General features: G+C 31.5%; 16 protein-coding genes. 6 read left to right on the top strand and 10 right to left on the bottom strand.

Going from position 1 to position 25,214, the window contains the following annotated elements; all coding sequences use genetic code 11:
• Positions 1–243: hypothetical protein (locus SPJ17_RS02090; protein ID WP_321092257.1), on the top strand; the 243-nt coding region annotated here is incomplete at its 5' end.
• A 9-nt stretch (positions 244–252) separates the two neighbouring features.
• Positions 253–999 carry a hypothetical protein gene (locus SPJ17_RS02085; protein ID WP_321092255.1) on the top strand — a complete coding sequence of 249 codons (747 nt, stop codon included), beginning with the start codon at positions 253–255 and terminating at the stop codon, positions 997–999.
• Between the two features lie 71 nt (positions 1,000–1,070).
• Here the strand turns inward: SPJ17_RS02085 and SPJ17_RS02080 are convergent, their stop codons facing one another.
• Positions 1,071–1,196, bottom strand: a complete 126-nt coding sequence (locus SPJ17_RS02080) for a hypothetical protein (protein WP_321092253.1) — start codon at positions 1,194–1,196, stop codon at positions 1,071–1,073.
• Positions 1,197–1,466: 270 nt separating this feature from the next.
• Here SPJ17_RS02080 and hemW point away from each other — a divergent pair, with 270 nt between their 5' ends.
• From hemW to SPJ17_RS02065, 3 genes are all read left to right on the top strand, one after another.
• On the top strand, positions 1,467–2,558 hold the full coding sequence (gene hemW / locus SPJ17_RS02075; protein ID WP_321092250.1) for a radical SAM family heme chaperone HemW: 1,092 nt from the start codon (positions 1,467–1,469) through the stop codon (positions 2,556–2,558).
• A 250-nt stretch (positions 2,559–2,808) separates the two neighbouring features.
• On the top strand, positions 2,809–3,738 hold the full coding sequence (gene xerD, locus SPJ17_RS02070; protein WP_321092248.1) for a site-specific tyrosine recombinase XerD: 930 nt from the start codon (positions 2,809–2,811) through the stop codon (positions 3,736–3,738).
• A 5-nt stretch (positions 3,739–3,743) separates the two neighbouring features.
• The gene (locus SPJ17_RS02065) at positions 3,744–4,922 is read left to right on the top strand and encodes a phosphopentomutase (protein ID WP_321092247.1); all 1,179 of its coding nucleotides are present in this window, start codon (positions 3,744–3,746) and stop codon (positions 4,920–4,922) included.
• 1,650 nt (positions 4,923–6,572) lie between these two features.
• Here SPJ17_RS02065 and SPJ17_RS02060 read toward each other — a convergent pair.
• From SPJ17_RS02060 to SPJ17_RS02020, 9 genes are all read right to left on the bottom strand, one after another.
• Positions 6,573–6,755, bottom strand: coding sequence for a hypothetical protein (locus tag SPJ17_RS02060; protein ID WP_321092246.1), 183 nt, complete (start codon positions 6,753–6,755; stop codon positions 6,573–6,575).
• A 491-nt stretch (positions 6,756–7,246) separates the two neighbouring features.
• Entirely contained in the window at positions 7,247–8,341 is a 1,095-nt protein-coding gene (locus tag SPJ17_RS02055; protein WP_321092244.1) for a hypothetical protein, read from the bottom strand.
• Between the two features lie 170 nt (positions 8,342–8,511).
• Positions 8,512–10,158: a hypothetical protein gene (locus SPJ17_RS02050; RefSeq protein WP_321092243.1), complete on the bottom strand. Its 1,647-nt coding sequence runs from the start codon at positions 10,156–10,158 to the stop codon at positions 8,512–8,514.
• A gap of 499 nt (positions 10,159–10,657) precedes the next feature.
• Entirely contained in the window at positions 10,658–11,251 is a 594-nt protein-coding gene (locus tag SPJ17_RS02045; RefSeq protein ID WP_321092242.1) for a hypothetical protein, read from the bottom strand.
• 18 nt (positions 11,252–11,269) lie between these two features.
• Complete coding sequence (locus SPJ17_RS02040; RefSeq protein ID WP_321092240.1) at positions 11,270–12,010, bottom strand: hypothetical protein; 741 nt, start codon at positions 12,008–12,010, stop codon at positions 11,270–11,272.
• A gap of 145 nt (positions 12,011–12,155) precedes the next feature.
• The gene (locus SPJ17_RS02035) at positions 12,156–13,166 is read right to left on the bottom strand and encodes a hypothetical protein (protein ID WP_321092238.1); all 1,011 of its coding nucleotides are present in this window, start codon (positions 13,164–13,166) and stop codon (positions 12,156–12,158) included.
• A 96-nt stretch (positions 13,167–13,262) separates the two neighbouring features.
• Entirely contained in the window at positions 13,263–15,062 is a 1,800-nt protein-coding gene (locus SPJ17_RS02030; RefSeq protein ID WP_321092236.1) for an adenylate/guanylate cyclase domain-containing protein, read from the bottom strand.
• Positions 15,063–15,109: 47 nt separating this feature from the next.
• Positions 15,110–21,535, bottom strand: a complete 6,426-nt coding sequence (locus tag SPJ17_RS02025) for a leucine-rich repeat protein (protein WP_321092234.1) — start codon at positions 21,533–21,535, stop codon at positions 15,110–15,112.
• Between the two features lie 13 nt (positions 21,536–21,548).
• Positions 21,549–23,405 (bottom strand): hypothetical protein, encoded by a 1,857-nt coding sequence (locus SPJ17_RS02020; protein WP_321092232.1) that lies wholly within the window; start codon positions 23,403–23,405, stop codon positions 21,549–21,551.
• A 471-nt stretch (positions 23,406–23,876) separates the two neighbouring features.
• Here SPJ17_RS02020 and SPJ17_RS02015 point away from each other — a divergent pair.
• Positions 23,877–25,214, top strand: a 1,338-nt coding sequence (locus tag SPJ17_RS02015; protein ID WP_321092230.1) for a transposase, incomplete at its 3' end; no start/stop codon positions are given.

The raw sequence follows: 25,214 nt of genomic DNA, 5'->3' as shown, positions 1-25,214 counted from the left end.
ATAGATAAAGAAAGAGAGGTATTTATGTCTTTAGTAGAATATATTAAGCATGTATATTATGAAATGGATGGATTATTTTCTATTAATGATATTCAAGCTTTTATGAATATTGGATATAAAAAAGGAAAAGAGATCCTAAAGGATTTAGAAAGACTTCATATATTAGGCTATAGTGGCATGAAAAAGATTATGGTAGTAAGCTTAGATGAAGCCTTAAAAATATTAAATGATACAAAGGATTAGGGGGAATTTATGGATTATCAAATAAATAAAACGGAATTAAAAAGAGAATTGTATAAATATTATTATCCTTTAAACTTTGTAAGATTCAAGTTTACTAATTCCATTAAAAAAGCATTCTTTGAATGTAAGATTCCATATCGATATAGTTTATACATAGTATATGGAAATGGAACTACCCTATATAAGGAATATGAAGGGGAATATCTAGATTTGATGAGGAATTTATTTTCTAATTTGAATCATGAAGGATGTATTATTTCTTATACAGAGGATGAATATAATACTATACTTTACTATAAAATGGAATTTATCCTGAATATTGATTTGAATCATATTCCATTAAAATCTATTTTTGAAAATGGGTATTATTCTAAGCAAGGCTTAGATTATAGTGATATAGCGAATGTATTTCAAGTCTTAGAATTACCTAAGGAGGATTCATCAATGGGTATATATAATTTATATCAATACCTATTAGAACTAGTAAAGCCAAAGCAAGGAGGCAGTTTAATGTATAAATATATGGTAAGCTATGGATGGGATATTATTAGAAGTGATTTAGCCGAGGTATCAACGAAAGAAGAATATGAAAATGCACTTAAATCCTTTTGGAAGTACCCAAGATGCATTACCTTTGGTTGTTATACCATAAAAGAGGTAAAGGAGTGCTTAAGAAAAGATAAGCTTTATTACACCCAATATGTTGTAATTAAATCAAAAACAAATGAAATTGTGATGTCAAAGATTTCACTTTAGCATTTTATAAGCATAGATTGTTCATTGTTTACTGATCTATACCTTTTAATAAAATATAAACAACCATTTGACTATTTAATTATTTTTAAAACTATGGTATGATTCGTAGTGGAAGGATCATATATTTCATCGGATGATTCAACATTGATGTTCGAAATATAATCCAACCCTAATATTGATATGGATTCTTTATCCATAAAAAAACTCCTTTCGTGTATATGATTTCTAGCTAATTTCAATTATACATTAAAGGAGTTTTTTCTTATCTATTTAATTTTAAACAACGAATACATCTTTTCTTGAAAGCTAATATACATCTTTTAACTTTAAAGCTGTATATCATACATTGATTATTATAAATATTCCTATTTTTTTATGGTATAATGTTATTATGTTAACCAAAAGGTATTTCAATTTCATTGAAATTCGATTATAATATATCCCTACTCAAAAAAGGAGAATGCTCTATGCGTGGCTTATATATACATATACCATTTTGTAAAAAAATATGTAGCTATTGTGATTTCCCTAAATTAGTATCGAATGAAAAGAATTATAAAATCTATATAGATGCTATAAAAAAGGAAATTGATTCCAAAAAGGAAGATTTGGTAAATATAGATACCGTCTATATTGGTGGTGGCACGCCTAATGTATTACCAGATGAATTATTAATTGATTTATTAAAACATATTCATCCATACATTATGAATGCGAAAGAGGTAACGATAGAAGCCAATCCGGAGCTTATAACTATAGCACAAGCAGATATATTCTATGAATATGGAATTAATAGAGTATCCTTAGGTGTAGAATCGACATCGGATTCCTCCTTAAAGCTTTTAGGTAGGGGGCATAAAATAGAAGATGTTACCAAAGCAATTGCTATTTTAAGGGATAAACATATTCAAAATATCAATTTGGACTTCATTTTTGGCTATCCAATGGAAACTTTAGATAATCTAAAGAGTGATCTTGAATATGTTTATAAGGAAAATGTACCTCATTGTTCCTTTTATAGTTTAATCTTAGAGGATAAAACAATATTCTCCTATTTATTATCTAAAGGAGAATTAAAGCTTTTAGATGATGATCTTATTGCTGATATGTATGATTATATCAATAAGGATTTATACAATCATGGCTATAAGCATTATGAGATATCAAATTATGCAAAAGATGGCTATGAATCCATTCATAATGAGCTTTATTGGAAGGAAATGGAATATGTAGGTATTGGTATGGGCGCATCAGGCTTTATTAAGCCTTATCGCTATACGAATTATAAAACCTTAAAGAAGTATCTTGAATGTATAGAGGAAGAAAGAATTTTAATACCTCTAGAAGAAGAAAAAAAGGAATTCATGATGCTTGGGCTTAGAATGCTTGAGGGGATATCCCTATCGTATTACGAATCGAAGTACCATTCTTCACCAATAATCGATTTCGATTTGTCTAAGCACATCGATAGCGGACTTTTAAAAATTGAAGGAGATAGGCTATTTATACCAGAGGATAAGCTTTTTATAGCCAATATCGTCTATGAAGAGTTTGTCTAAAAAAAATTCAAAAGGTATCTAGTATATAAAACTAGATAATAAGATAAAGATTATTTTAAATGGTTATATAAAATAATATATAAAACGATAACTAAAAACATTTGCATTTTGAAAAATAAAAAATTCAAGTTTTATCTAGTTATTATAATTAGATTATCTCATATCATTGTGTTTATATATTTGTTTAATAAAATAAATTATTTAGTTTTAATAAACATATATGTTTTGAAATAATTCAAAGGATGGAAAAATGAAGAAAAAAGAAGAAAAAGAAGTTATATTTTATGAAATTTCAGATTTTGATTACTATTTACAAAGTATGCGTAAGAGTAAAAATACAATTTCTGCATATATTTCGGATTTAAATCAGTATGCGGAGTTTTTACATCGATATGAGCATATCGATGAGGTAGATCAAATTGAAAGAGAGGATATAATTAAATATATCGATTCGTTAAAGAGAAAGAATTTGTCGAAGCAATCCATCGCAAGAAAAATCATTGCGATTAAGGATTTCCATAAATATCTTTCAGAAGAAAATAATATTAAAAATCCTGCAGAGATGATCGATAGACCAAAAACGGATAAGACGCTTCCTGTAGTTTTGACTGTAGATGAGGTGGAAGCTATGATCAATTCTATCGATGGAGATGATCCTATTTCCTTAAGAAATAAGGCCATGATGGAGCTTTTATATGGATGTGGGCTTAGAATTTCAGAACTGTTATCTTTAAAGATAACAGATATACATCTAAAGGAGGCCTATTTAGTCGTTATTGGTAAGGGAAATAAGGAAAGAATGGTTCCGGTTGGTGAAATGGCTATTCTTGCAGTAAGAAGATATGTAGATAAGGGATGGTTAGATTTAACCCCTAAAAATGGGAATTTATTATTCTATAATTATCAAAAAAAGCCCCTATCTAGACAATCGGTTTTTAAATTTATTAAGAAGCTTGCGGAGGATAATGGAATAACAAAGGAAATTTCTCCGCATACATTAAGGCACTCCTATGCTACACATTTACTTGAGGGTGGAACAGATTTAAGGGTAGTACAGGAGTTACTGGGTCATGAGGATATTGCGACTACACAAATTTATACACATATCGATAAATCTAAGCTAAAAGCAATTTATGACCATTCCCACCCACTTGCAATGGATAAACATAAGGAGGAGTAATAAAGATGTTTAAAAGAATTTTTGTTATTGTTGCAGATTCCCTAGGCTGTGGAACTGCACCAAGAAGCTCTGAATTTGGAGATTTTGGAGCAAATACTATTGCTCATATCGCAGAGCACGAAGGAGGCATTAAATTACCTGTAATGGAGTCTATGGGCTATGGAAATATTACAGATATTTTAGGTGTTAAAAAGGTAGATAACCCTAAGGGTTATTATGGTAAGATGGATGAGGCATCGAATGGTAAGGATACTATGACAGGACATTGGGAAATGATGGGTATTTTAACAGAAAATCCATTTAAGACCTTCACGGATAATGGCTTCCCAAAGGAATTAATTGATGAGCTTGAGGAAAAAACGGGTCATAAGGTTATCGGTAATTATGCAGCATCTGGTACTGAAATTTTAAAGGAATTAGGTGAAGAACATATTAAAACGGGTGCAATGATTGTCTATACATCCGCAGATTCTGTACTTCAAATTGCTTGTCATGAGGAGTATTTTGGACTTGATGAGCTATATCGCTGCTGCGAAATTGCAAGAGAAATTTGCATGAAGCCGGAATGGATGGTAGGAAGAATCATCGCAAGACCATTCTTAGGAAAGACAAAGGATACTTTTAAAAGAACTACAAATCGTCATGATTATGCACTATCTCCAACCTCAAGAACTACTCTAGACGAGCTTAAGGATAAGGGATATTCTGTAGTATCCATCGGTAAGATTAAGGATATTTTCAATGGCTGTGGCATCACAGATGCCTATAAAAATCTATCTAACCACAATGGTATGGAGCATGCATTTAGTGTTGCTAAACAGGATTTTACAGGCTTAGTATTCTCTAATTTAGTTGATTTTGATGCCCTATATGGACATAGAAGAGACCCTAAGGGATACCATGATGCTATCGAAGAATTTGATAGAGATTTAAAAACTTTGATGGATTTATTAAACGATGATGACTTACTCATGATAACTGCAGACCATGGAAATGACCCAACCTGGAGTGGTACAGATCACACTAGAGAATATGTTCCAATTCTAGTTTGGGGCAAGAAATTAAAGGGTGGAGATTTAGGTACAAGACGATCCTTTGCAGACATTGGAGCAACCATTGCTGAGAACTTTAATGTTAAAGCCCCAGAGGTTATTGGTAAATCCTTCCTTTCTGAATTAAAGTAAAAAAATTACTCTCATTTGAAAAAAATGGGAGTTTTTTCTTTTTACAGTGAAAAAATGCCTTAAAATTTGTCTTTAAATCAATTTTTGGGCATATAGCCCTAAAAGTATCAAGGAAAAATTGAAAAACGCAAAATAAAGGCAGAAAAAATAGTAAAAATGGCCTGGAAGCAGTAAAGAAGAAGTGAAAACGAGTGAAAAAACGATGAAAACAAAGGTTATGGTTTTCATAATTAGATAATTTTGGTATGAAATGGGGAAAGGAATATCCTTAGCCTTAGAGGCTCAAAACAAAAGAAAATTCAAGATAAGAAATGGCTAAAACTCAAGGTCGATCGGTAAAAGGGCAAACTGAATGCGTGAAGAATTCCAAAAAGGAAAAGTGAAAATCCGATCTTTCAATAGGGAAAAAGCCTTAAGGAGGATCTAGAGATTCATGTCAAAAATAAGAAGAAAAATCTTAAGTGATTCAGAAAGAATAAAACAACTTAAAACAATCTTTTGATATCTAAAATGGAGATCAATTAAAGATGAAAAGAGTAGAGAATTTTAAAGAATTTCCTATGCATGCATTATGCGCGTATGCGTGTGTATGAAAGGAGGACGAAGAAAAATTTCAAATCGTAAATGGTTTTTATAACTAGATAATAAAATAAAATATACTTGATTAAAAGACATAATATAGAACGAACTAAAGGATGAAATAACAAAAGAAATTTTTGGTATTCGCTTCAAGAATTAAAGACATGAAGATTTAAGCGTTTTTGAAACCGAGATGCATAATCCATCGAAATCACCGATTTCGATGCGTATTGCACATGTACACATACGCACGAAAAGAAGCTAAAAATAACAGATAAATAAAGTGCTCAAAATAGGTAAAAATGACTTTGTATCTAGTAATTAAAACTAGATATTTTCAGCCTTATGAAAATTTTCATAAAAAGGCACCAGGACACAAACATACGAAAGTAATGTAAATAATTTGACATAAATAATGCATAAAATGAAAATAAATTATGAAAAATATTTGACATATTTAAGAAGCAACGTGCAAATCCAATAGATTCAGAAAAAGCAGCTGAAGGCCTGATTTTAGACTATAAGTTACCCTAAACTACATCAAATTTTAAAAATGAACATGTTTGAGTTCAAAATGGCTTTTTAGGGATCGACTTTGGTCCATTTGCACTTTTTGAACTCGTCTTCAGGGAGATAAAAATTCGGATGATTCTCCACAGAACCAAAACTCGATTTCTGAAAACGCTTAAACAATATTTTTTGGAGCGCTTTTAGAGGTGAGTAGAATTGAGCGAAAATACACCTAAACCACATTTTACAAAAAATCGCTTACCTACAATATATTTTATTGGTTAACATAATATATATTATGATAACTTATCGAGAAACGAGAAAACGTCAAAAATGGCATCTGAAAAGTAGTATTTCACGTGGTTGAACATGTTCTTTTGCACTTTTTGGGCGTTTTCTTCTTCTTAAACTAAATCAGCTGACCATATTTGGCTATGATTAAGAAAAACAGGTAAAAATAGTCTTGAGGTGTAAAACTTAGTTTTGGGCAATTCTCGGCCTCGTCTGGCCTTTTCTTGGGGTACATTATGTAGCTTTGGATCTAACCTAAGAACCATCCATTTATATACCTTTTATATTTGATATATGAACTTCTGCTTCTTCTTCTACTCTTCTATACATGGGGGTCATTTTTTTGCCCTTTGAACATGTTTTTTTGCCATTTTGACCCAAAAATCTCAACTTTTTCGTTAAATGACATCCAATTTTATCGTTAAGACATAACTTTTCTTGAATCATCTGCATAGCATTATCACCTGCATACTTCAATGAAACGTTTTCATAAAATAATTGACATTATTCTTGTTAGTTAATTTTTCGGCATAAATAATGTCAAAATAAACCGCTTTCATTAGTGAAATGCTTTTCGCTCTTTCTGATTCTGGTAAAATGACTGTTTTTCTCTCGCAAATCGATTTTTACTTTTGTGTATGAACCCTCGTCTCGATCTCTCTTGTAAAATTGACATTAAAATTGTTTATTTTCTGTGAACCATACTTTAATAAGCTTGAAGCATCTGTTTTATCCGACTTTCCATGTTCAAAATGATTATATTCTAATATTTGACATTATTTATGTCTAAAGTAAAAATATTTTAAATTTGTTTATTTTTGTAATTTTAGTTATCTCTTTTTCTTGTTTTTAAAACTAGATATGAAACGAAAAAAATATAACAATGTTATTATATGAATCATTTTCTTCTTGTATATAGATTCTTTGGCGCAAAAAAAGATGGACTAATTTTGTCCATCCATTTTCATTTCCTGCATATCAAATAGAGTTAATTGCTGGCTTGTTCCCTTTGTGATAATTTCATCCTCTACAAGCTTCATCCAGCTTGCTGATCTACCTGTGCCATTTGGCCTAATCTTGTTTTCGCTCTTCAATCTTGTTAGAGCTCTATTGATTGTTGACTCAGATAGTGTTGGGCATAAAGCCTTGACTTGCTCTTTTGTAAATATACGATCCATTTTCATAATCGTTGCTTCTACAGTATCTATTTTGTTTAAATTTCGGTCAAATTCTTGATTTTGAACGTCACCCTCAATCTTCTCATAGCCTTCTAGCATCAACCCGATTATGAGGTTATTTAGCATCGTTGTATTGGCATATCCAGATTCCCAACCGTAGGATGCAGCCTGTGTTGCCGCTTCGAATGCTTGCTTCTTCTCGTAATATTTTTCAAAGAAGCTTATATGCTTAAATACATAAAATCTTGATCTAAAAAGTAAACAATATAGAGTTAACAAAGCTATATATTCGTTTGCTCGGTTGAAATAATTCTGATTTAACATATCGACATATAAATCTGTTGCAATCTGGGTTGCTTCAACATGTAAATCGGATTCAGCCTTTAAAGCAAGCTTTAGCTCTTCGTCCATAACATCTCTTCTAGATTTTTTCTCTTGAACGACGAGTAGGTTTTCTCTTTTGTCGACTAAATCGATTTTATAACCTACCCTAGTTACATTCTTGAAGGTTGTCTCAGCAAGCTTTAGGATTTCATTGCTTGATAGTTCAAAATCAGCACCCTTGCTTTGGACGATTTTGAAAACCTCCTTAAGGTTTTGCATGACCCTCTCATCTTTGTTTCTTGCCTCTGCATCCTTCGTTGCAATATATTTCATTCTAGATTCCGAGATTTGTAATCCTAAAATCTTTGCTGCATAAATTGTATCCTTGATAATGGTACGACGGACGATTCCTTGCATATGAGTCTTAAATACATCCTCGTAATGGAAATCCTTACCTCTATAGGTGTAAAGCCTAGATAAATTGTAGACCAATTCCTTTGTGTAGGTAATTCTTTCGATGTTTTTTAAACAGTTCATTTTCTCACTTCCATTCGAACACTAACATTATACCCTACAGGCCTATTTTTTTCAATTTTAAATCGATAGAAATCGACAATATTTTGCTTGTTTTATATTTGCCTATATCTTGGTAATGAAAAGGACTAAAAATAGAAAAAACGGGTTTTTATGCCCGTTTTATATGTATCTTACTTTGTATCCTCTGTGTAGAAGATAGATCCTCCGATGAATTCTCTTATTAGAGAGTTACATGGGATCCATTTATCTGTAATGACTTCAAAGTATTTTAAGAATTTTAGAAGTCTGTTTGCTGTAATAAAATTAGGTGAATCTGACCTTACTTCCTCTAAAAGAGGAACAGCGTAGGATTTTAATACGCAAAGCTCATAGGATAATTCGGAATTAAAGACGAAGTCTGCGTTATTTTGGTATGGATAAATCCATCGGAATTCACCATTTCTTACAGAAGCCCATGTGGATAATGTCTTTTCGCAACCTGTACCACGGAATTGGTGGTCTCGAACCATTCTTCTGATTAGACGAATGTCGGAAATAGAAATTGGGTTATGGTCATCAATTTTGTATTGTCCTAAAGGAGCAATATAAATCTTGAATTTTTGATCATCTGGAATGGATGGAGCGATTCTATCATTTAAGCCATGAATTCCCTCAATTAGAATTGGCTGACGATGACCGATCTTAATTGGCTTGCTGAAGGTTCTTTTACGAGTTAAGAAATCGTAGGTTGGAAGTTCAACCTCTTCTCCTTGGATTAATCTAAAGATTACATCGTCAAATAATTCTAAATCTAAAGCTTCAATATGCTCTAAATCTGGGTTGCCCTCTTCATCCTTAGGCGCCATCTCTACTGGGTTATAGAAATTATCCATAGAAATCATTAATGGCTCGATGCCTCTACTCTTGAGTTCAATTCTTACTCGGTTCGTAAAAGTGGTTTTACCACTGGAGGATGGACCTGCAACACAAATAAGACGAATTTGGTCGATATTCTCTTGAATCTTATGACCTAGCTGAGATAGCTGTCTATTATGTCTTGCTTCGCAAATGTTAATAAATTCAAGTGCTTTACCGGATTCTATAATTTCATTCATCTGTGGAATAGATTCACTCTTTGCTGTATTTGCCCAAATGTTTGCTTCCTTAAGAGCACTTCTAAATACCTGCTCATCATGGAATTCAGGAATTTCACCCTTGCATTCGCTTCTTGGGTATTGAATGACGAAGCCTGGTGCGTAAAGTCTTAGTCTATAGGAGGTTAAATATCCTGTAGAGGGTAGCATATATCCAAACATATAATTCTTATAGTCATTACACTCATATACATGTACAGTCTTTTCTTTTCTGTACTTTAAAATTTTAACCTTATCCATTGCACCGATGGATTTGTAATATTCCTCAGCCTCAGCTACAGTTAAAGAATGTCTAGTGATTGGGTAATCCTCATGGATGATTCTTTCGATTTCCTGTTTGATTTCCCTGAAATTCTTTTCCAAGAAGGCGTGACCTAAGCCGGACACGGTTGCGAAAATAGATCTTGAGACACTGTAGTTAAAGTGCACTCTTGCCTTTGGATATATATTTTTTACTGCCATTGCAGTTACGTACCTTAGCGTTGCCTGAAAAATTCTAGTTACACTTGAATTTGTAAGATCTAGTAATTCAATATCGCAATCTGCAGGTATGATATAATTTAACTCCCTTAAACGGTTGTTAACCTTTGCCGCCATGTATTTGTGGTCCTTATTGTCAAATAATTCACAAATACGTGTGCCGCTGGAGACCTCTTTTAGTTCTCCATTTAGTTTTACTTTCATATTCTTGTCCTCATTTCTTTTATGATTTAAGGCCGTTTTTATATATCAAAGATATATAAGTGTCATTTAAATACTCTTAATTTCATAACGCTTGAAATAATTTTTAAAACAAATCTAATTTTTAAAACAAAATGATTTTAAAATTAAAAACAAATCAAATGATTTTAAAAACTAGATGGCTTTTGAAATTCATTTTTATACTAGGCTTTTCCCTATGAAAACGCTATGTTGGATTACGATTATAGCATAGTTTTTAAAAAAAGGGAATTCTTATTTGATAAAAACATTTCAAAATTGCTTTTTTTATTAAAACTAGATATAAGATTATAAGTGATTATATAATTTATTATTTTTTATTATTTTATTTAGTAAATAAAACTAGATATCTTTCCGAAATGTTTTTTTTGGAAAACACGCGAAATAATTATAACAGTGTAATTTGTTAGGAATGCGTAATATCTTTGAATAAAAAGAAAAAATGGTGAAATGAATCACCATTTTATTGATAGTGCTCGTAATATTTTTCTTTTGGCTCTTTAGGTAGGTTTTTAAGGTATTCAACTGTACTATCATATACTTCACTTTCTATATTTATGCTGTAGCATAAACTATCATAAGATTCCTCGTTTTGGATTCGTATAATAAAGAATGCAATGCATTCTTCTTTCCCGCAAGCCATACCAAGAACTAATGGTTCCCATACTTTGCCATCATCCGTCCATTTATAATTTTCAAATTTTGGTGTTACATAGAATTGATATCCCATTAAAATGTCTGCATAAGTCGTTTTTTTCATTTTATAATCTTTAAATAAATTGGTTACTTTATCATTTGAAGACTCTTCGAAGACATCACATGAGCTTGAATATCCTCCTTGGCTCCAATATTCAATGAATTCTATTTTATTATTCTGAAAATATTTTTCTCTTATTTCGTCTAATGTGATAAATTCATCGATTTCTGTTGTTGATTGTATTGAAGTCGTTTCAATGCTTGGCCCCTTTGATTCTGTTGTATTTGTTTTTACCTCATTACCGCAGGATGCAAGGAAAAATAGTCCAAAGCCTAATAATATACTTAATCTTTTTTTCATATTGGTTTACCTCGATTCTTAAACTGATGGGTTTAATGCTATAAAGCCACAATCCTTACATACATATTCTGGTATATAGAATGGATTATTTATATTTGGATGAACAATGTTTAATTCAAAATTATGTTGAAATAATAATGTTCCACATGAACATATCTCATAATGATATATATCATTCATGCATGTATAAGAGAATGAATGAGTATGTGTTTCATTAAGACGGTAAAATTTTACATAGGATGCCTCACCATTATATGTTGAAACATAAGGGCAATAATCCCCTTTATGCTGGTATAATCCTTTATTTCCCCATTTCGATTGAACCATTACTGTATTTGAATATCCACAAACGGAATTTTGTACCTCTCCAGTCAACCATAATACCATTCCTGAATGTATGTTATAATTATTTTCATCGAAATAGCAAATTCTATCTCTTGGTTGAACTTGATTGTATGAAATCTCATGATAACTTGAATCTGCATAATATAAACTAGGGTTTTCCATCCAATATATATTTGTATTTATATTTTGAGAATACCACGCATAAGAGTGACAGTTATAATGATTGGTTGATGATGCAATTCGAGTGGCAAGTGGAAAGTTACTATCTGTATATGAGTTATAGCTTGCAATTTCGAATGATGATAATTCATCGTGTACTTGGACTAGTACACCCGATCCATGGGGAGTATAAACATAATAAATGGAATTCATTGATAATGCTAAAATAGATGACATAATTAGATTTATAATCACATTTTTTCTCCTTTAATCGTATTTATCTTTATTTAATTATATAATAAAAAAATTTATTTTATTACAAGCTATAAGCATTTTTTGAAATTTTTAATAAAAAAATGGTTGCTGCTATAGAATTCATCTATATTTACAACCATTTGAATTATTCTTCATCTTTATTTAAATCTTCCATAACATCATCTTGTGGTACATCCTCATCACCAGTTAATGTGCCATCATCGAATGCATCGCTTGCCCCACTCATATCCGCATGAATTGGATTCAAGGTTGGAAAATCTAAATCCTCATCCTCCACTTCTGCTCCACCTTGGACAAATTGACCCTTATTCGCTTCTGCATTTGGATCATAATCCTTAATTTCGTTACCATATTCATCGACATAGATAATCTCTTCCTCTTCGGCCTTCTTTTGTTCTTCTCTTAATTCAAGAACAAGCTCATCTGGATCGATGAATGCAGCTAAATCGGAATCAAGGTCGATATCTGCTGAAATTACAGGTGTATTTGCCTGAATGGTTTGTTGCTGCTGGTTTTGAGCTTCAAGCTTTTGCATTGCTGCTTCTAAAGATTCAGCATTTTGATCAGACTCATAGGTCTTGACTCTATTACCTAATCTTAAATAAGCTAAATTAACCTTTCTCCAGGTATAAAATCTACACTTAGGGAAGAAGCCAAAGGAAAGATAATGCTTGCCTCTTTCTCTTCCTACAACCTTCGCAACAATATTTTCTTTATGAATGATATGATATTCACGTTCTCTATCTCCTGCAACATAAATATCATCACCTTTAAATTTAATGATTCTTCTTAGGAAATAATCATCACCAATCTTATAGAGAACAAAATCCTTCCTTAATAGCCTGTTTGGTTTTCTTAATTGGGCGATGTCTCCTCTTTTTAAAATAGGACGATTCGTAGGATCCATACCAATAGGTAGGGAGCCAATTAATCCAGCTTCAACTCTTTCAAGGATAGTTTCTAGTGCATCTCCACTATATTTCCCCTTTTCCTCATCGGATTTAGAAATAGGAGCCTCTTCCATTTGGGAAAGTTCCTTTTCCTCTTCCTCTTCAGCCTGTTGGTTTAAGTCAATGCCTTCTAAGAGTTCGTCTAATAAATCTTCAGTTTCAGATGCTTGTTGAAATCTTTTCATTCTGAACACCTCACATAGATACTCATATATACTATATTATAATGAAATTTAATCCTAAATTCAAGATGAAAGGAAAAGGAGTCAAAGACTCCTTATCTATTCATCGATATAGCCATCAATCTTTAATACTTGATAGCATTTAATGGCCTCCTTTTTATTTTTGAATTGTCTATCTCCAGCATCAGCTACTGTAATTCTATCTTTTAATACCTCGTATACATCACTAGAAATTAAAACCTGGTTACCAATAGCCGAGGCTTCAATTCTTGATGCGGTATTTACAGTATCTCCAATGGCCGTAAAATCCATTCTTGTCTTAGAACCGATATTTCCAATGACTGCATCACCAAAATGCACTCCAACACCAAATTCGAGCTTCTTATTGTATTTTTCCCATACGGAATCACAGATTTTTTTACCAACCTGAACGATACCATAAGCTGCACAAACAGCCTTATAAACATAATCATCTAAATCGATTGGAGCATTGAAGATAGCCATTACACAATCCCCAATGAATTTATCTACCATTCCGCCAAAGCGGAATACTTGGTTTGTCGACATCTCTAAATAGCCATTTAGGATATCTACGACCTTTTCTGGTTCTAGCTCCTCACTCATTTTTGTAAATCCTCTTATATCTACAAAAAGTAAGGCCACATTTCTTTTTACTCCACCTAAGGCCATAGCGTTTTTATCATGCTCGACTAATGCCTCTGCAACATCTGGAGAGATATATCTTTTAAATGTATGAATGACCTCTTTTTTATGCTTATATTCACTATAGTAATGCATTATGATAAAGAAGACAAAGAATAAAATTAAAGCGATCATTGGTAGAGATATAAAATAATATTGGCCAGATGCATAAAATATAGCCATCAGAAGGAATTCAAGACCTATACCTAAGCCAAAGGCTAAAAAGCCTAAATAGAAGGTTAGGGTTGCAATTAGGAAGGTAATAACAAAGATAATCGCAGTATTTAATATTATGGATACTGAATCCTTCGTTTTAACATATAATTCCCCTTCCATAAGAGCCTGAATTATATTACACTGTGTTTCAACACCAAACATTTCACCAATAGGAGAATTATATATATCATTCGATAAGCCTGTATCTAAGGCTGCTGCATAGGAACCAAAAATTACAATCGAATTTTTTCTGAATGTTAATGGATTTTCCTTTGCATCCTTTAAGGATGAATAATTAAAATTTGATGTCAAATGGATAATATCATTTACATGATTTAGCTTAGGAGATGCATAATATTTAAAATAATAATCCTTCTTTATATCTACATGTATAGGATCTAATCCCCTTTTATCACAATAGCTTTTATAAATACTATAGGATAATGAATCATAATTGTCTCCTCTTAAATAGACTCTTCTTATTGCCTCATCATTATCCGTTAGGGCATCTGTAAAGCCAATTTGTTTGGATGATTCATAAATGGTTTTTGAAAGACCATAGGGAGCATCCTTCCTATTTGCACCATTGACACCTAAGATGACATTATGGCGCGAGATAGCACTTGCAAACTTTAAATCGACATCCTGGCATCCATAGGATTCGTTAAATATGACATCAAAGCCAACGACAGTAGGCAACTCTCCCCTATCGGCCCAATCATTTAAAATATCGGCAAAATATTGGCGATAAACGAAAGGATTGTAGTTGCCGTAAGTAGAAATGGTATCCTCATCTATACCAATAATATAAATTTCTGGAGCGGCTGTACCTTCACTCTGGTAGATACCATCCATAATTTTATTATCTAAAGATACGAATGGATTCCATGAAAGAGATATTAGTGAAAAGAATAGATAAATACTAGATAGTATTATGGATATAATTAATCTTTTTAAACTAAATTGAAATATTTTTTTCATAAATTCACCTTTAGAAGTTTTAGGAAAAGGGGTATGCACCCCTTTTATTACCACTCTAAAACTTCACCATTTGCATCATAATGCCAATACTTACCACTTTCTACAGGCTCTGTTTCACTATACCAATATTTTGTTGCATTACTAAATTGTGTATTACCGGAACGTGTGTCAAAGTTAACCAAAGATGTAGATTTGTGATATACCTTAGAAAGATTTGTACCATTAAATGCATAGGTTCCTATTTCTGTAATACCATCACCCAATACAATAGTTGTTAATTTTTTACATTCATAGAATAAACGATCGGTAACTGTGGTTGTATTTGCCAAAAATTCTACATGCTGTAAGCTTATATTTCCATAGAAGGCATATGTATTAATTGTTTTAACTGTAGATGGTACCTTTATGGATGAAATGGACTTGCAATCACGGAAGGCATGTTGACCAATCTTTGTGATACTATCCCAAACTTGAAGTGATGTAAAGCCACAATTTTGGAAAGCATACTCACCGATTTCTGTTACTGTATTGGAAACGGTAATGTTCTTTAGGGATAGACAATTCCTAAACATATAATCGGATATTTTTTCTGTACCTAGAGGTAATATTACATTATTAAGCTTACTACAGCCATTAAAGGTCTTTACTCCAAAGGTATTTACTGTACTTGGAATGGTTATTGCCTCTAATGAAATACACGAATCGAATGCATAATTACCAATAGATTTTAATGTATTTGGTAAAGATACGTTTGTAAGGCAATCACAATTTTTGAACATATAATCTGGTAATGCTTCTATATTTGCTAAAATTTCTATAGAGGTTAAAGATTTACATGTACCAAAGACATTGGCGCCTATAGTTTTAACTGTAGATGGTATTGTAACAGATTCAATACCGGATCGATTAAATGCTTCTTGATCGATAGATGTAACTTTAGATGGAATGGTTATGCTAGATAAACTACTACAGTTTCCAAAGCATTTCTCTGGAATGCTTTCTATATTTCCATCCATAGATACGATCTTTAGGCTTTGACAACCATAGAACATACCATAGCCTAAAATATCTGAATGAATCGTAACTTTTTCTAAGCTTGAATTTTGGAATGCATAATTACCAATAGCCTCTACACTTGAAGGAATGATAATTTCTGTACCCTTATAGGAATCGAATGCCTTTTCATCAATAGTCTTTAGTGTATTTGGTAAATTACCAACGAAAACTGTATTTTTGAATGCTTGATTACCAATAAATTCAAGATTTGAATTTTCTTCTAAGATAATCGTATGCAATATAGTATTATTATAGGCATAGAAAATACTATTTCCTATAGTCTTTAAGGACTTAGGGAATGTTATTTCTTCAATGTTTAAATCTGCAAATGCTTTATCACCAATCGATAGTAATCCTTCAGCAAGCTTTATATTGGTCAATGAGGAGCAGGCAGTGAATATATTACTTCCAAGGATAGTTTCACCCTCTTTGAAAGTAACACTAGTAATCCTTGAGCATGAAAAGAATGCACTTGCTCCATATGTACCTGCAGGTAAAGTGATATCCCCTTCTAATAATGAACAATATTGGAATGCATTTTCACCAACGTATTCGATACTATTTCCTAAGAATTCTATACCCGTTATACTTGAGTCATAGAAGGCGTTATCCCCAATTTTAATTACACTTGATGGAATAGTTATTGTATGGATATAGTCTGCACTTCTAAAGCAATCCTTATCAATAATATATTCATTATAGGTATTATTTAGATAGGTTATGGTATCTGGAAGAGTTAAATCCTTTTTTGTATTTTTATCTCCTAAATAGTTCATTAAATAAACGATTCCCTTATCAATAAGGAATTCAAAATCACCATTTTCTACTAAATAAGCCTTATCGTTAATATTATCATGAATGGACTTTGCATAATAACCAACATAACCATAGGTAGTTTTTCCAGCCTCAATTTTTAGGCTAGATAGATTACATACATTATATAATCCTTTGCATTCCATAAATGCACAATAACCAATGGTTGTCATTCCTTCTGGAATTACAATATCCTTAAGACCTGTGTTATAGAATGCGTAAGCTCCAATGGAGGATAAGCTATTCGGTAGGGTAATTTCTTCTAATCGTGTACATTCATAGAAGGCGTTATCCCCAATGCTTGCTAGATTACCTAAAATTGTAACACGTAAAAGACTTAAGCATCCATTAAATGAAGAATTCCCTAATGTAGTTACGGTATCTGGAATTGTAATCTCTTCTAATTTTACACATCCAGAAAACATAGATTGTGGAATAGACTTCATGTTTTTAGGAAGCAATACTTCTTTTAGATTTGTTGCACCATTAAAGATATTATCACCTAAGGATGAACCTAAAGTATTCATATCCATATTCGATAAATCTATAGAGATAAGATTTGTACAGCCAGAGAATGCATTTGAACCTATCGATAGTATATTTGTACCAATATTTATAGATTCAATTCCTGAATTTTGGAATGCATAATTACCAATTGTAGTAATACTTTCTGGTAAACAAATCGTTTTAATTGTAGTGCATCCATTAAACGCACCTTGTTCTATAGTATCACCACTTGTTATAGTAACCTTTGTTAAGCATGTAGGTATATTTGATAATGTCCCATCATAAAAGTATGAGAATGTGTTATTTGATATTCCATCTCCTACAAATGGAATAGAGATATCTATCAAATTATTTGCACCAATGAATAATCCTTGTGGCAGTGTTAAAACTCCATTTGGAATCGTAACTTTAGATACATTAGACCTATCGAATGGGCTTCCTGCAATAATTTTACAATCTGGGTGAAGTGTAATCTCATCTTCTTCCTTTGTATCTTCAATGAAATATCTATAAGGATTTGTATCATCTCCTAAATAATTTCCATAATTGTAGGTATTATATTCTATTCTTGGACAATCCTTAAATACATGAGCGCCAATCGATGTCAATGTACTTGGAAGGGTAATATTCTTTAAGGATTGACATCCATCAAAGGCATTATTATTTATTATTGTTAATCCCTCAGGTAATGTAATATCATTTAAGGAGGTACAGCCCATGAAGGATTGTGAACCAATTTCAATGAGAGATTCAGGTAATTTTAGAGTTCTTAGGCTTCTACAGTTTAAGAAGGCATTATCGGAAATGGTTGTAACTCCATTTTCTAGTGTAATTGTCTCTAAACTCATACATCCTTCAAATAGATTATTCGGTAGAAAATCAATAGTACCACTTATGGTAAACTCCTTTAACCCTGAATATGCAAATGCACTACTACCAATATATGTAATGGTGGTTGGTAAAGTAATATTTGTTAAATATTTACAATTTTGGAAGGTACTCGAGTTAATAGATGAAATGGAAAGCTCGCTTAAATCGATAGCCTTGATACCAGAATTATTGAATGCATCATTTCCAATATAGTTAATTGTATTTGGTAAAATGATTTTCTTTAGAGATTTACAATCCATGAATGCTTCAGGTGAAATCTCTTCTGGTTTTCCTGTTATCTTAACGCTTTGAAGTACACTACATCCTTTAAACATAGAATATCCAATATTTTCGTTTGTATTATAGGTTACAGCTAAAAGCTTTTTGCAATTTTCAAATACACTACCCTCGATATAATTTACTGTACTTGGGATTGTAATGGATGTAATTGCTGTATTAGCAAATGAAGAATATCCAAGCCTTGAAAGTCCATCTGGTAATATTACATTAGTAAGTTTAGAACAATTCAGAAAGGCACCATAATCAATAGATTCTAGTGTGCTAGGTAGAGTAATCTTTTCTAGATTCTTGCAGTATTGGAAGGCTCCATCCCCAATTTCTGTTACTCCTTCTGGGATTACAACTTCCTTTATTGTGTAATATTGATATTTATGATTATCAATATAATTTACACCCTCTGGAATATATAATACTTCAAAAGGAATATAGGTATTCTCCTTGAAGGTAATTGCGCCATTTTCATCCTTAAAATAAATCATTGGAGCATTTTCATTTTGGAAGAATCCGTTGTTGGTTGGGTAAGAAATATTATTCCATCGGTCATAATCTCCATTAAAATATACCTTTTCTATCGCATGGTATGAGAAGGAATCATAGGATATAGATTCAATAGTAGATGGTAAAACGAAGGTTTTTACATCAAGCCCATAGAAGAAATTGCTTGGAATATTTGTAATCGATCCATCTACAATTACAGTATCTATTTCATAATCATCATAAGCATCTTCCTTAAATAGATATTTCATTCTTTCAATGGTATTTGCTTTATCATTCGATAAATCGATGGATAGCTCTTGTATCTTAGTAGAATATAGAGAATTCCTATGGAGTTCTTCTACATTTGCACCTATTTTTAAGGAATCCAATGTTAAATTGGATAATGCATATGGATAGATTTGAGTAACATCGGATGGGATAACTAAATCCTTACTTTCACCATCAAAGGATAATAGGATAATATTTTCTTTATCCTTATAGGCAATAAAGCCATTTGTATTGCTAATTTTAGAATCTTTACTATCTGTAACAATATTCAATGCATTTGCTGAAATATATCCATTTGAGGATGTATCTGATAAATCTAGGTTGGATAAATTAATTAATTCAATTAAATTTGTACAATTACCAAAGGCATTTTCTTTAATTTCTTCTAAAGTAGAAGGTAATGTAAATTGGTATAATGCAGATGCATTATAGAATGCATCGCTACCGATTTCTTTTACTTTTGGTACGTTAAGATGATTTAATACATTACAACAATGGAAGGCGCTAGGACCAATATTTTCACATTTTGGTAAATCTACCTTTTTCAATCCTGCATAATAAAAGCCATAATCATCAATATATTTTACATCCTTTGCATCTAGGGTTTCTAGGCTTGCACAATTATAGAAGGCGTTCTTTTCAATTCCTATAACGTTATCTCCTAGGGTTAGATTTTTAATCTTCGTATTGCCCTTAAATGCATTTTCACCAATTAGGGTAGGATAATTTCCAATCGCATTTATGGTAAAATTCTCTTCTATATTGGTACAATTTACTATAATGGCATGTGTTATGCCATCGATATCCTTTAAATAATAATCGAAATCACCATAGCTTTTGATTAATCCTTCTTCATTTTCATTAAGATGGATTATTTTTAAATTTCTATTGATAGATCCATTATCAAAGGAGGGTGGATCTATAGTTATATTAATATTAGAAAAATTAAATAATTCAACTAAATTGATGCATTCGCCAAAGGCATTATCCTCTATGCTTTTTATAGAATCATTTAGTGTTATAACCTTAACCTTATCCTTATAGAAGGCATAGGAATAAATGGTATATTCATTATAGGTTATTCCCTTCATGGTATGTGATTTAGGAAATACAATTTCAAAACTATTCTCTTCTACTCTACCAAATAGTCTTAAGGTATTCTCATGATTATAATCTTCGATTAAACCCCAAATAAAGCCATCGCTATCGATTTCAAATCGGCTTTCTTCATCAAGAGATCTATGGATATCCGCATGATTCATAAAAGATGCATCATGTCCATTTTCTGATAGGTCATAGATTTCTATGGGATATACATTATCGAATGCGCCATCATAAAGAATACAATCAGAATTCAAAGTAATTTTCGCTAATGATGGGGTAAAGAAGGCTTTGGTTTCAATACTTTTTAATGATTTTGGAAGCGTTAACATTTTTAAGCAATAGCTATTGAAGGCGTTATAGGCAATGCTTGTTACACCCTCAGGAATCGTAACGACGCTTTCTTTATCATCTATTTGCTTTAAAATTGTACAGCTCGATTCATTCGTTTCTAATTCATAACTCTTAAATTCATCCTTAATCTTAAATAAGCCCTTAATATTCATATCACTCGTTAATGCTATGCTTAGGGTTTGCTTATTTGAAAGTAAGGTATCCCCATCATACCAACCTAAGAATTCATATCCGATATATGGCTTTGCAGTAAGGATTGCATCATCATCTAAGATAGTGTATTCTCCACTACCAGCTAAGCTTCCTTCAAATGTATTACCCGTAAGAGTAATCGAATATTTTTGGATTTTATATTGAATTGTAATTACGGTTGATCCATCGGGTGAAACATCAAGCTGACTAAATTCTTCTGCCTTATAACCATTATAGTTCTTCGGTGTAGCATTTGTCTTTTCGCCTTTTTTTGCACTTAAGGTTTCAACTGCTACCGTTTGGTATTCTCCATTTTCCGTCTCTAGCGCATGATGAACCGTATAGGGGATGCTATCTTTATCTTGACTTCCCTCTGTTGGCTTTAAGACATCTGGAATAGAAACGGAAGGGAATGTTTCCTCCTGACCTCTATCTTTGTTGAATGGTTCCCCGCAGGAGGATAGTGCGATTGCACAAAGAATGCCTATGCCAAATAATAATTTATTCTTTTTCATTTTCATATCCTCCTTATTCAACAACCTTTATATTTTGAATGGAAAGTAATACATGTTCATTTCCACTTCCACTTACGGTATAGGTATAGATAGAATAAACCTTATATTCTCCAACACTTGTGAAAATTGGTTCTTCTTTCGTCCAAGTCTTTCCTTCATCAATAGAATAGATGATGGAATAGGAAGTGAATTCATTTTCTCTTGAGATAGATGGTGTTGTTGCATATACCTCATCGATATCGCTTAAGCTTACCATAAAATCCTGTGGATTTGAAATGATAGATCCACCAGCAGATTGACCACTCTCGACAAGACCTGTAATTGGGGCTTCAATAAAATGAATGGTATTGGATATGGTATCATAGCCTTCTTTAGCAATGGAGTAGCTAAAATCTGGATTTTTTGAATCAAATTCGGATACGGAAACTACGCATTCGATTTCTTCTCCTGTAGTACTATCGTAATATGTACTATTCTTTAAAATATTTGTATAGATTTCATAAATATCTTTAAATGGAGACATAATCGATCCATCGAAAGATTCTACCTTAGCTAAGATTTCAGTTTCACCATTGGATACCATCATACTATATTTATGAACCTCATCGGTCAATACATAGATTTCATTCGAGATTAAATCTAAATTATCATTCGTTATGGTACTATTTTGGATGGTGACATATTCCTTACCCTCTACAATTAAGGAATTACCAACCCTATAATAAACATCGTATTTGCCTGTATTTGGAATCGATAGGGATGGGCTATAGTTGATTCCATCTAAGGAATAGGTAACAGGTTCTATAGATACTACGAAGTTTATTTCTTGATTCGGTCTAAAGCTTAAATTAGAAATCGTATAGCTTGGATATACACTTGGTTCATTTTGTGAGAAATAAACATTTATAGATAAGTTTGCTCCCTTTGTTTGTCCTGTAGGCATTAGGGTAAAATTAATGTTTGAGAATTGATCCTTAGGGAAAGTAAAGTTATTATTTTTAGTGTAATTTTCTGCAGTATCATCTAAATAATCGGTTGGTAAATTGATATAACAATCCATTAGGCCTAATTTTTCAAGTAGGAATGATCCACTAATCGTAATATCATTTTCTGTAGATGGTAAGTTATCTGTCTTAAACCAATACATATCATTGGATAATTCTTTTACGATAGCTGTATCTAGCTTTATATTTAATTCACTTTGATATCTTTGGTCAAAGAAATAAAAGAATACAGTTGTATTTACAATATGGTCATTTATATTCATTTCAAGATTGATGGTATTCATTCCATTCTCAAGCTCATAGAAGCCATCAGTTCTATAGTTATAGGAATAAGTTACTGTATTATATTCTATATTCTGGCCTCCCAGAGTAAATTTGGCTTCATCCATTAAATCAGAAACTAAAATACCATTATATTTATTTAATCTTGCATTACCAATTACAAGTGTAGGTGTTCCATTATTATGTTCTATATGGAGAGTACTATCTAGTACAAGCTTTTCTGCCTTCAGATTTAAATCAATATGAGCCTCATCATAATAATTCTTTATCTCGTCTTTTAACTCTATATATGCCTTATAGGTATCTTGTTCTTCACTTAGGATACCCTCATAGGTAAATGTAGATTTTTTCAAGATTGTTTGATCTACATCTATACCATTTATAGCAACATAGTCATGTAGATTGATTTTATCCATTGCATCTTCTACACTCATTCCCTCAATTAATAGATTAGGGTATACAAAATCCTTTGTATATTCAATATTAAGCTTAGCCTTTGAAATATGGATAACCTTAAAGTCTTCCTTTACCTCAAAGCCCTCACATTCGATTCTATAATATACCCTGTAAGATCCTGGAGCCATAAATTCATAATCATTAACATCCTTGTACTCATTATCATTTTCACCCTTATAGGTTATTTTCGCATTTGGATTTTCTACAGTGACGTTAATCTTATGATTCTTTCCATCATATTGTCCAAAATAGCCTTCAGCATTATAGATAATGGAGGAATAGGTTACATTTGTATCTGGACTAATGACATCAATTACATCAGAATAATCCTCCTTAGATGGCTTACTTGCAACAATTTCAACTTCGTTTAGCTGGTTATTTGCATCCTCAGGATTTTCAAATTTCTCATGAATAAGAGCTAACCAATCCTTAGTTAGATTATGAAATTCCTCTTCTGGAATTACATCATTCTTTGGTACTTTAATCTCAATCTTAGAATCGGGGCTGTAAAAAAATAACAGTCTGAAAAAATAAAAAAAATAGGTTCAAATCTAGAGTTAAATCTGGGAATGAACCTATTTTTTTGGTATAATTTAAGTATGGAAAACTTAGTGAATAATTACTTAAATAATACCTCATCTTGCAATGAGTATTATACCCCAATTCAATTAAGATTACCACTAGATTTAGAAACTTCTATAAGTTTTGATGATCCAATTTATACATTTGACGAAGTAATGAAAGGTTGTAATTTAGAAAAATACTTAAAATCTGATACTAAAGACTCTAGAGGTCGTATCGGATTTAATTTAGTCACTATGTTAAAGGTAGTCTTATTTGGATATATGATAAACGGAAATATATCAACACGTAAGCTTGAAAGATTATGTGTCAATGATATTAGATTTAGATGGTTATTGAGAAATGAAGATTCATTTCCATGTCATATGACTATTTGTAATTTTCAGAATAATTATTTAAAAGAAAAGATTGAAGATATCTTTTATGAAATTAATAGTTATATATTTGAAAAAGAAAAAGTGGATTTAGAACATATTTATATTGATGGAACTAAAATGGAAGCTAATGCCAACAAATATTCTTGGGTATGGAAAAATGCTTGTTTAACATCAAGATTAAAATTATATACTAAAATAACTACACTATTAGAAAAGATTAATGATGAATTATTATGCTATGAATGTTATAGATATGATTTTAGAGAGGAATATTCTGTCGATTATTTAGAATCAATCGTTATTAATTTTAAGAAGAGATTTAAAATTGATGAATCTACTTTTAAATCAGGAAAAGGACATAAAAAGACGAATTATCAAAGATATTATCAATTATTAATTGAATATTTAGATAAATTAAAGGAATATGCTATTAAAATAGAAACATGTGGTGATAAAAGAAACAGTTATTCTAAAACGGATAAAGATGCTACTTTTATGAGAATTAAAAGGGATTATATGGGAAATGATCAATTACTACCTGCATATAATCTTCAATTTGGAATATGTGATGAATATATAGCAGTAGCTGATATTAATCAGTTTGCCTCAGATATGGATTGTTTTATTCCTTTAATGATGAAATATTATAAACAATACAAATGTTTCCCTAAATATCCTGTTGCTGATGCTGGATATGGTTCATTTAATAATTATATTTTTTGTAAAGAACATAATATGGAATTATTTATGAAATTTGGTTCATACAAAAAAGAAACCACTAACGAAAAATATCATAATGATCCTTTTAGACCAATTAATTTTAAACATGATAGTAATGGAAATTTAATATGTCCTAATAATAAAAAATTTATATTTAAATGTAAAAAGCCTGTTAGAGGAAACAAATATGGTCGCGAGGAAGAAATTTATGAATGCGAAGATTGTTCTAACTGTCCTTTTAGAGATAAATGCTTTAAA

It is taken from the genome of Anaeroplasma sp. (genome assembly GCF_034179385.1).
GTDB lineage: Bacteria > Bacillota_I > Bacilli_A > Acholeplasmatales > Anaeroplasmataceae > Anaeroplasma.
This window is presented reverse-complemented; position numbering and strand designations above follow the sequence as displayed.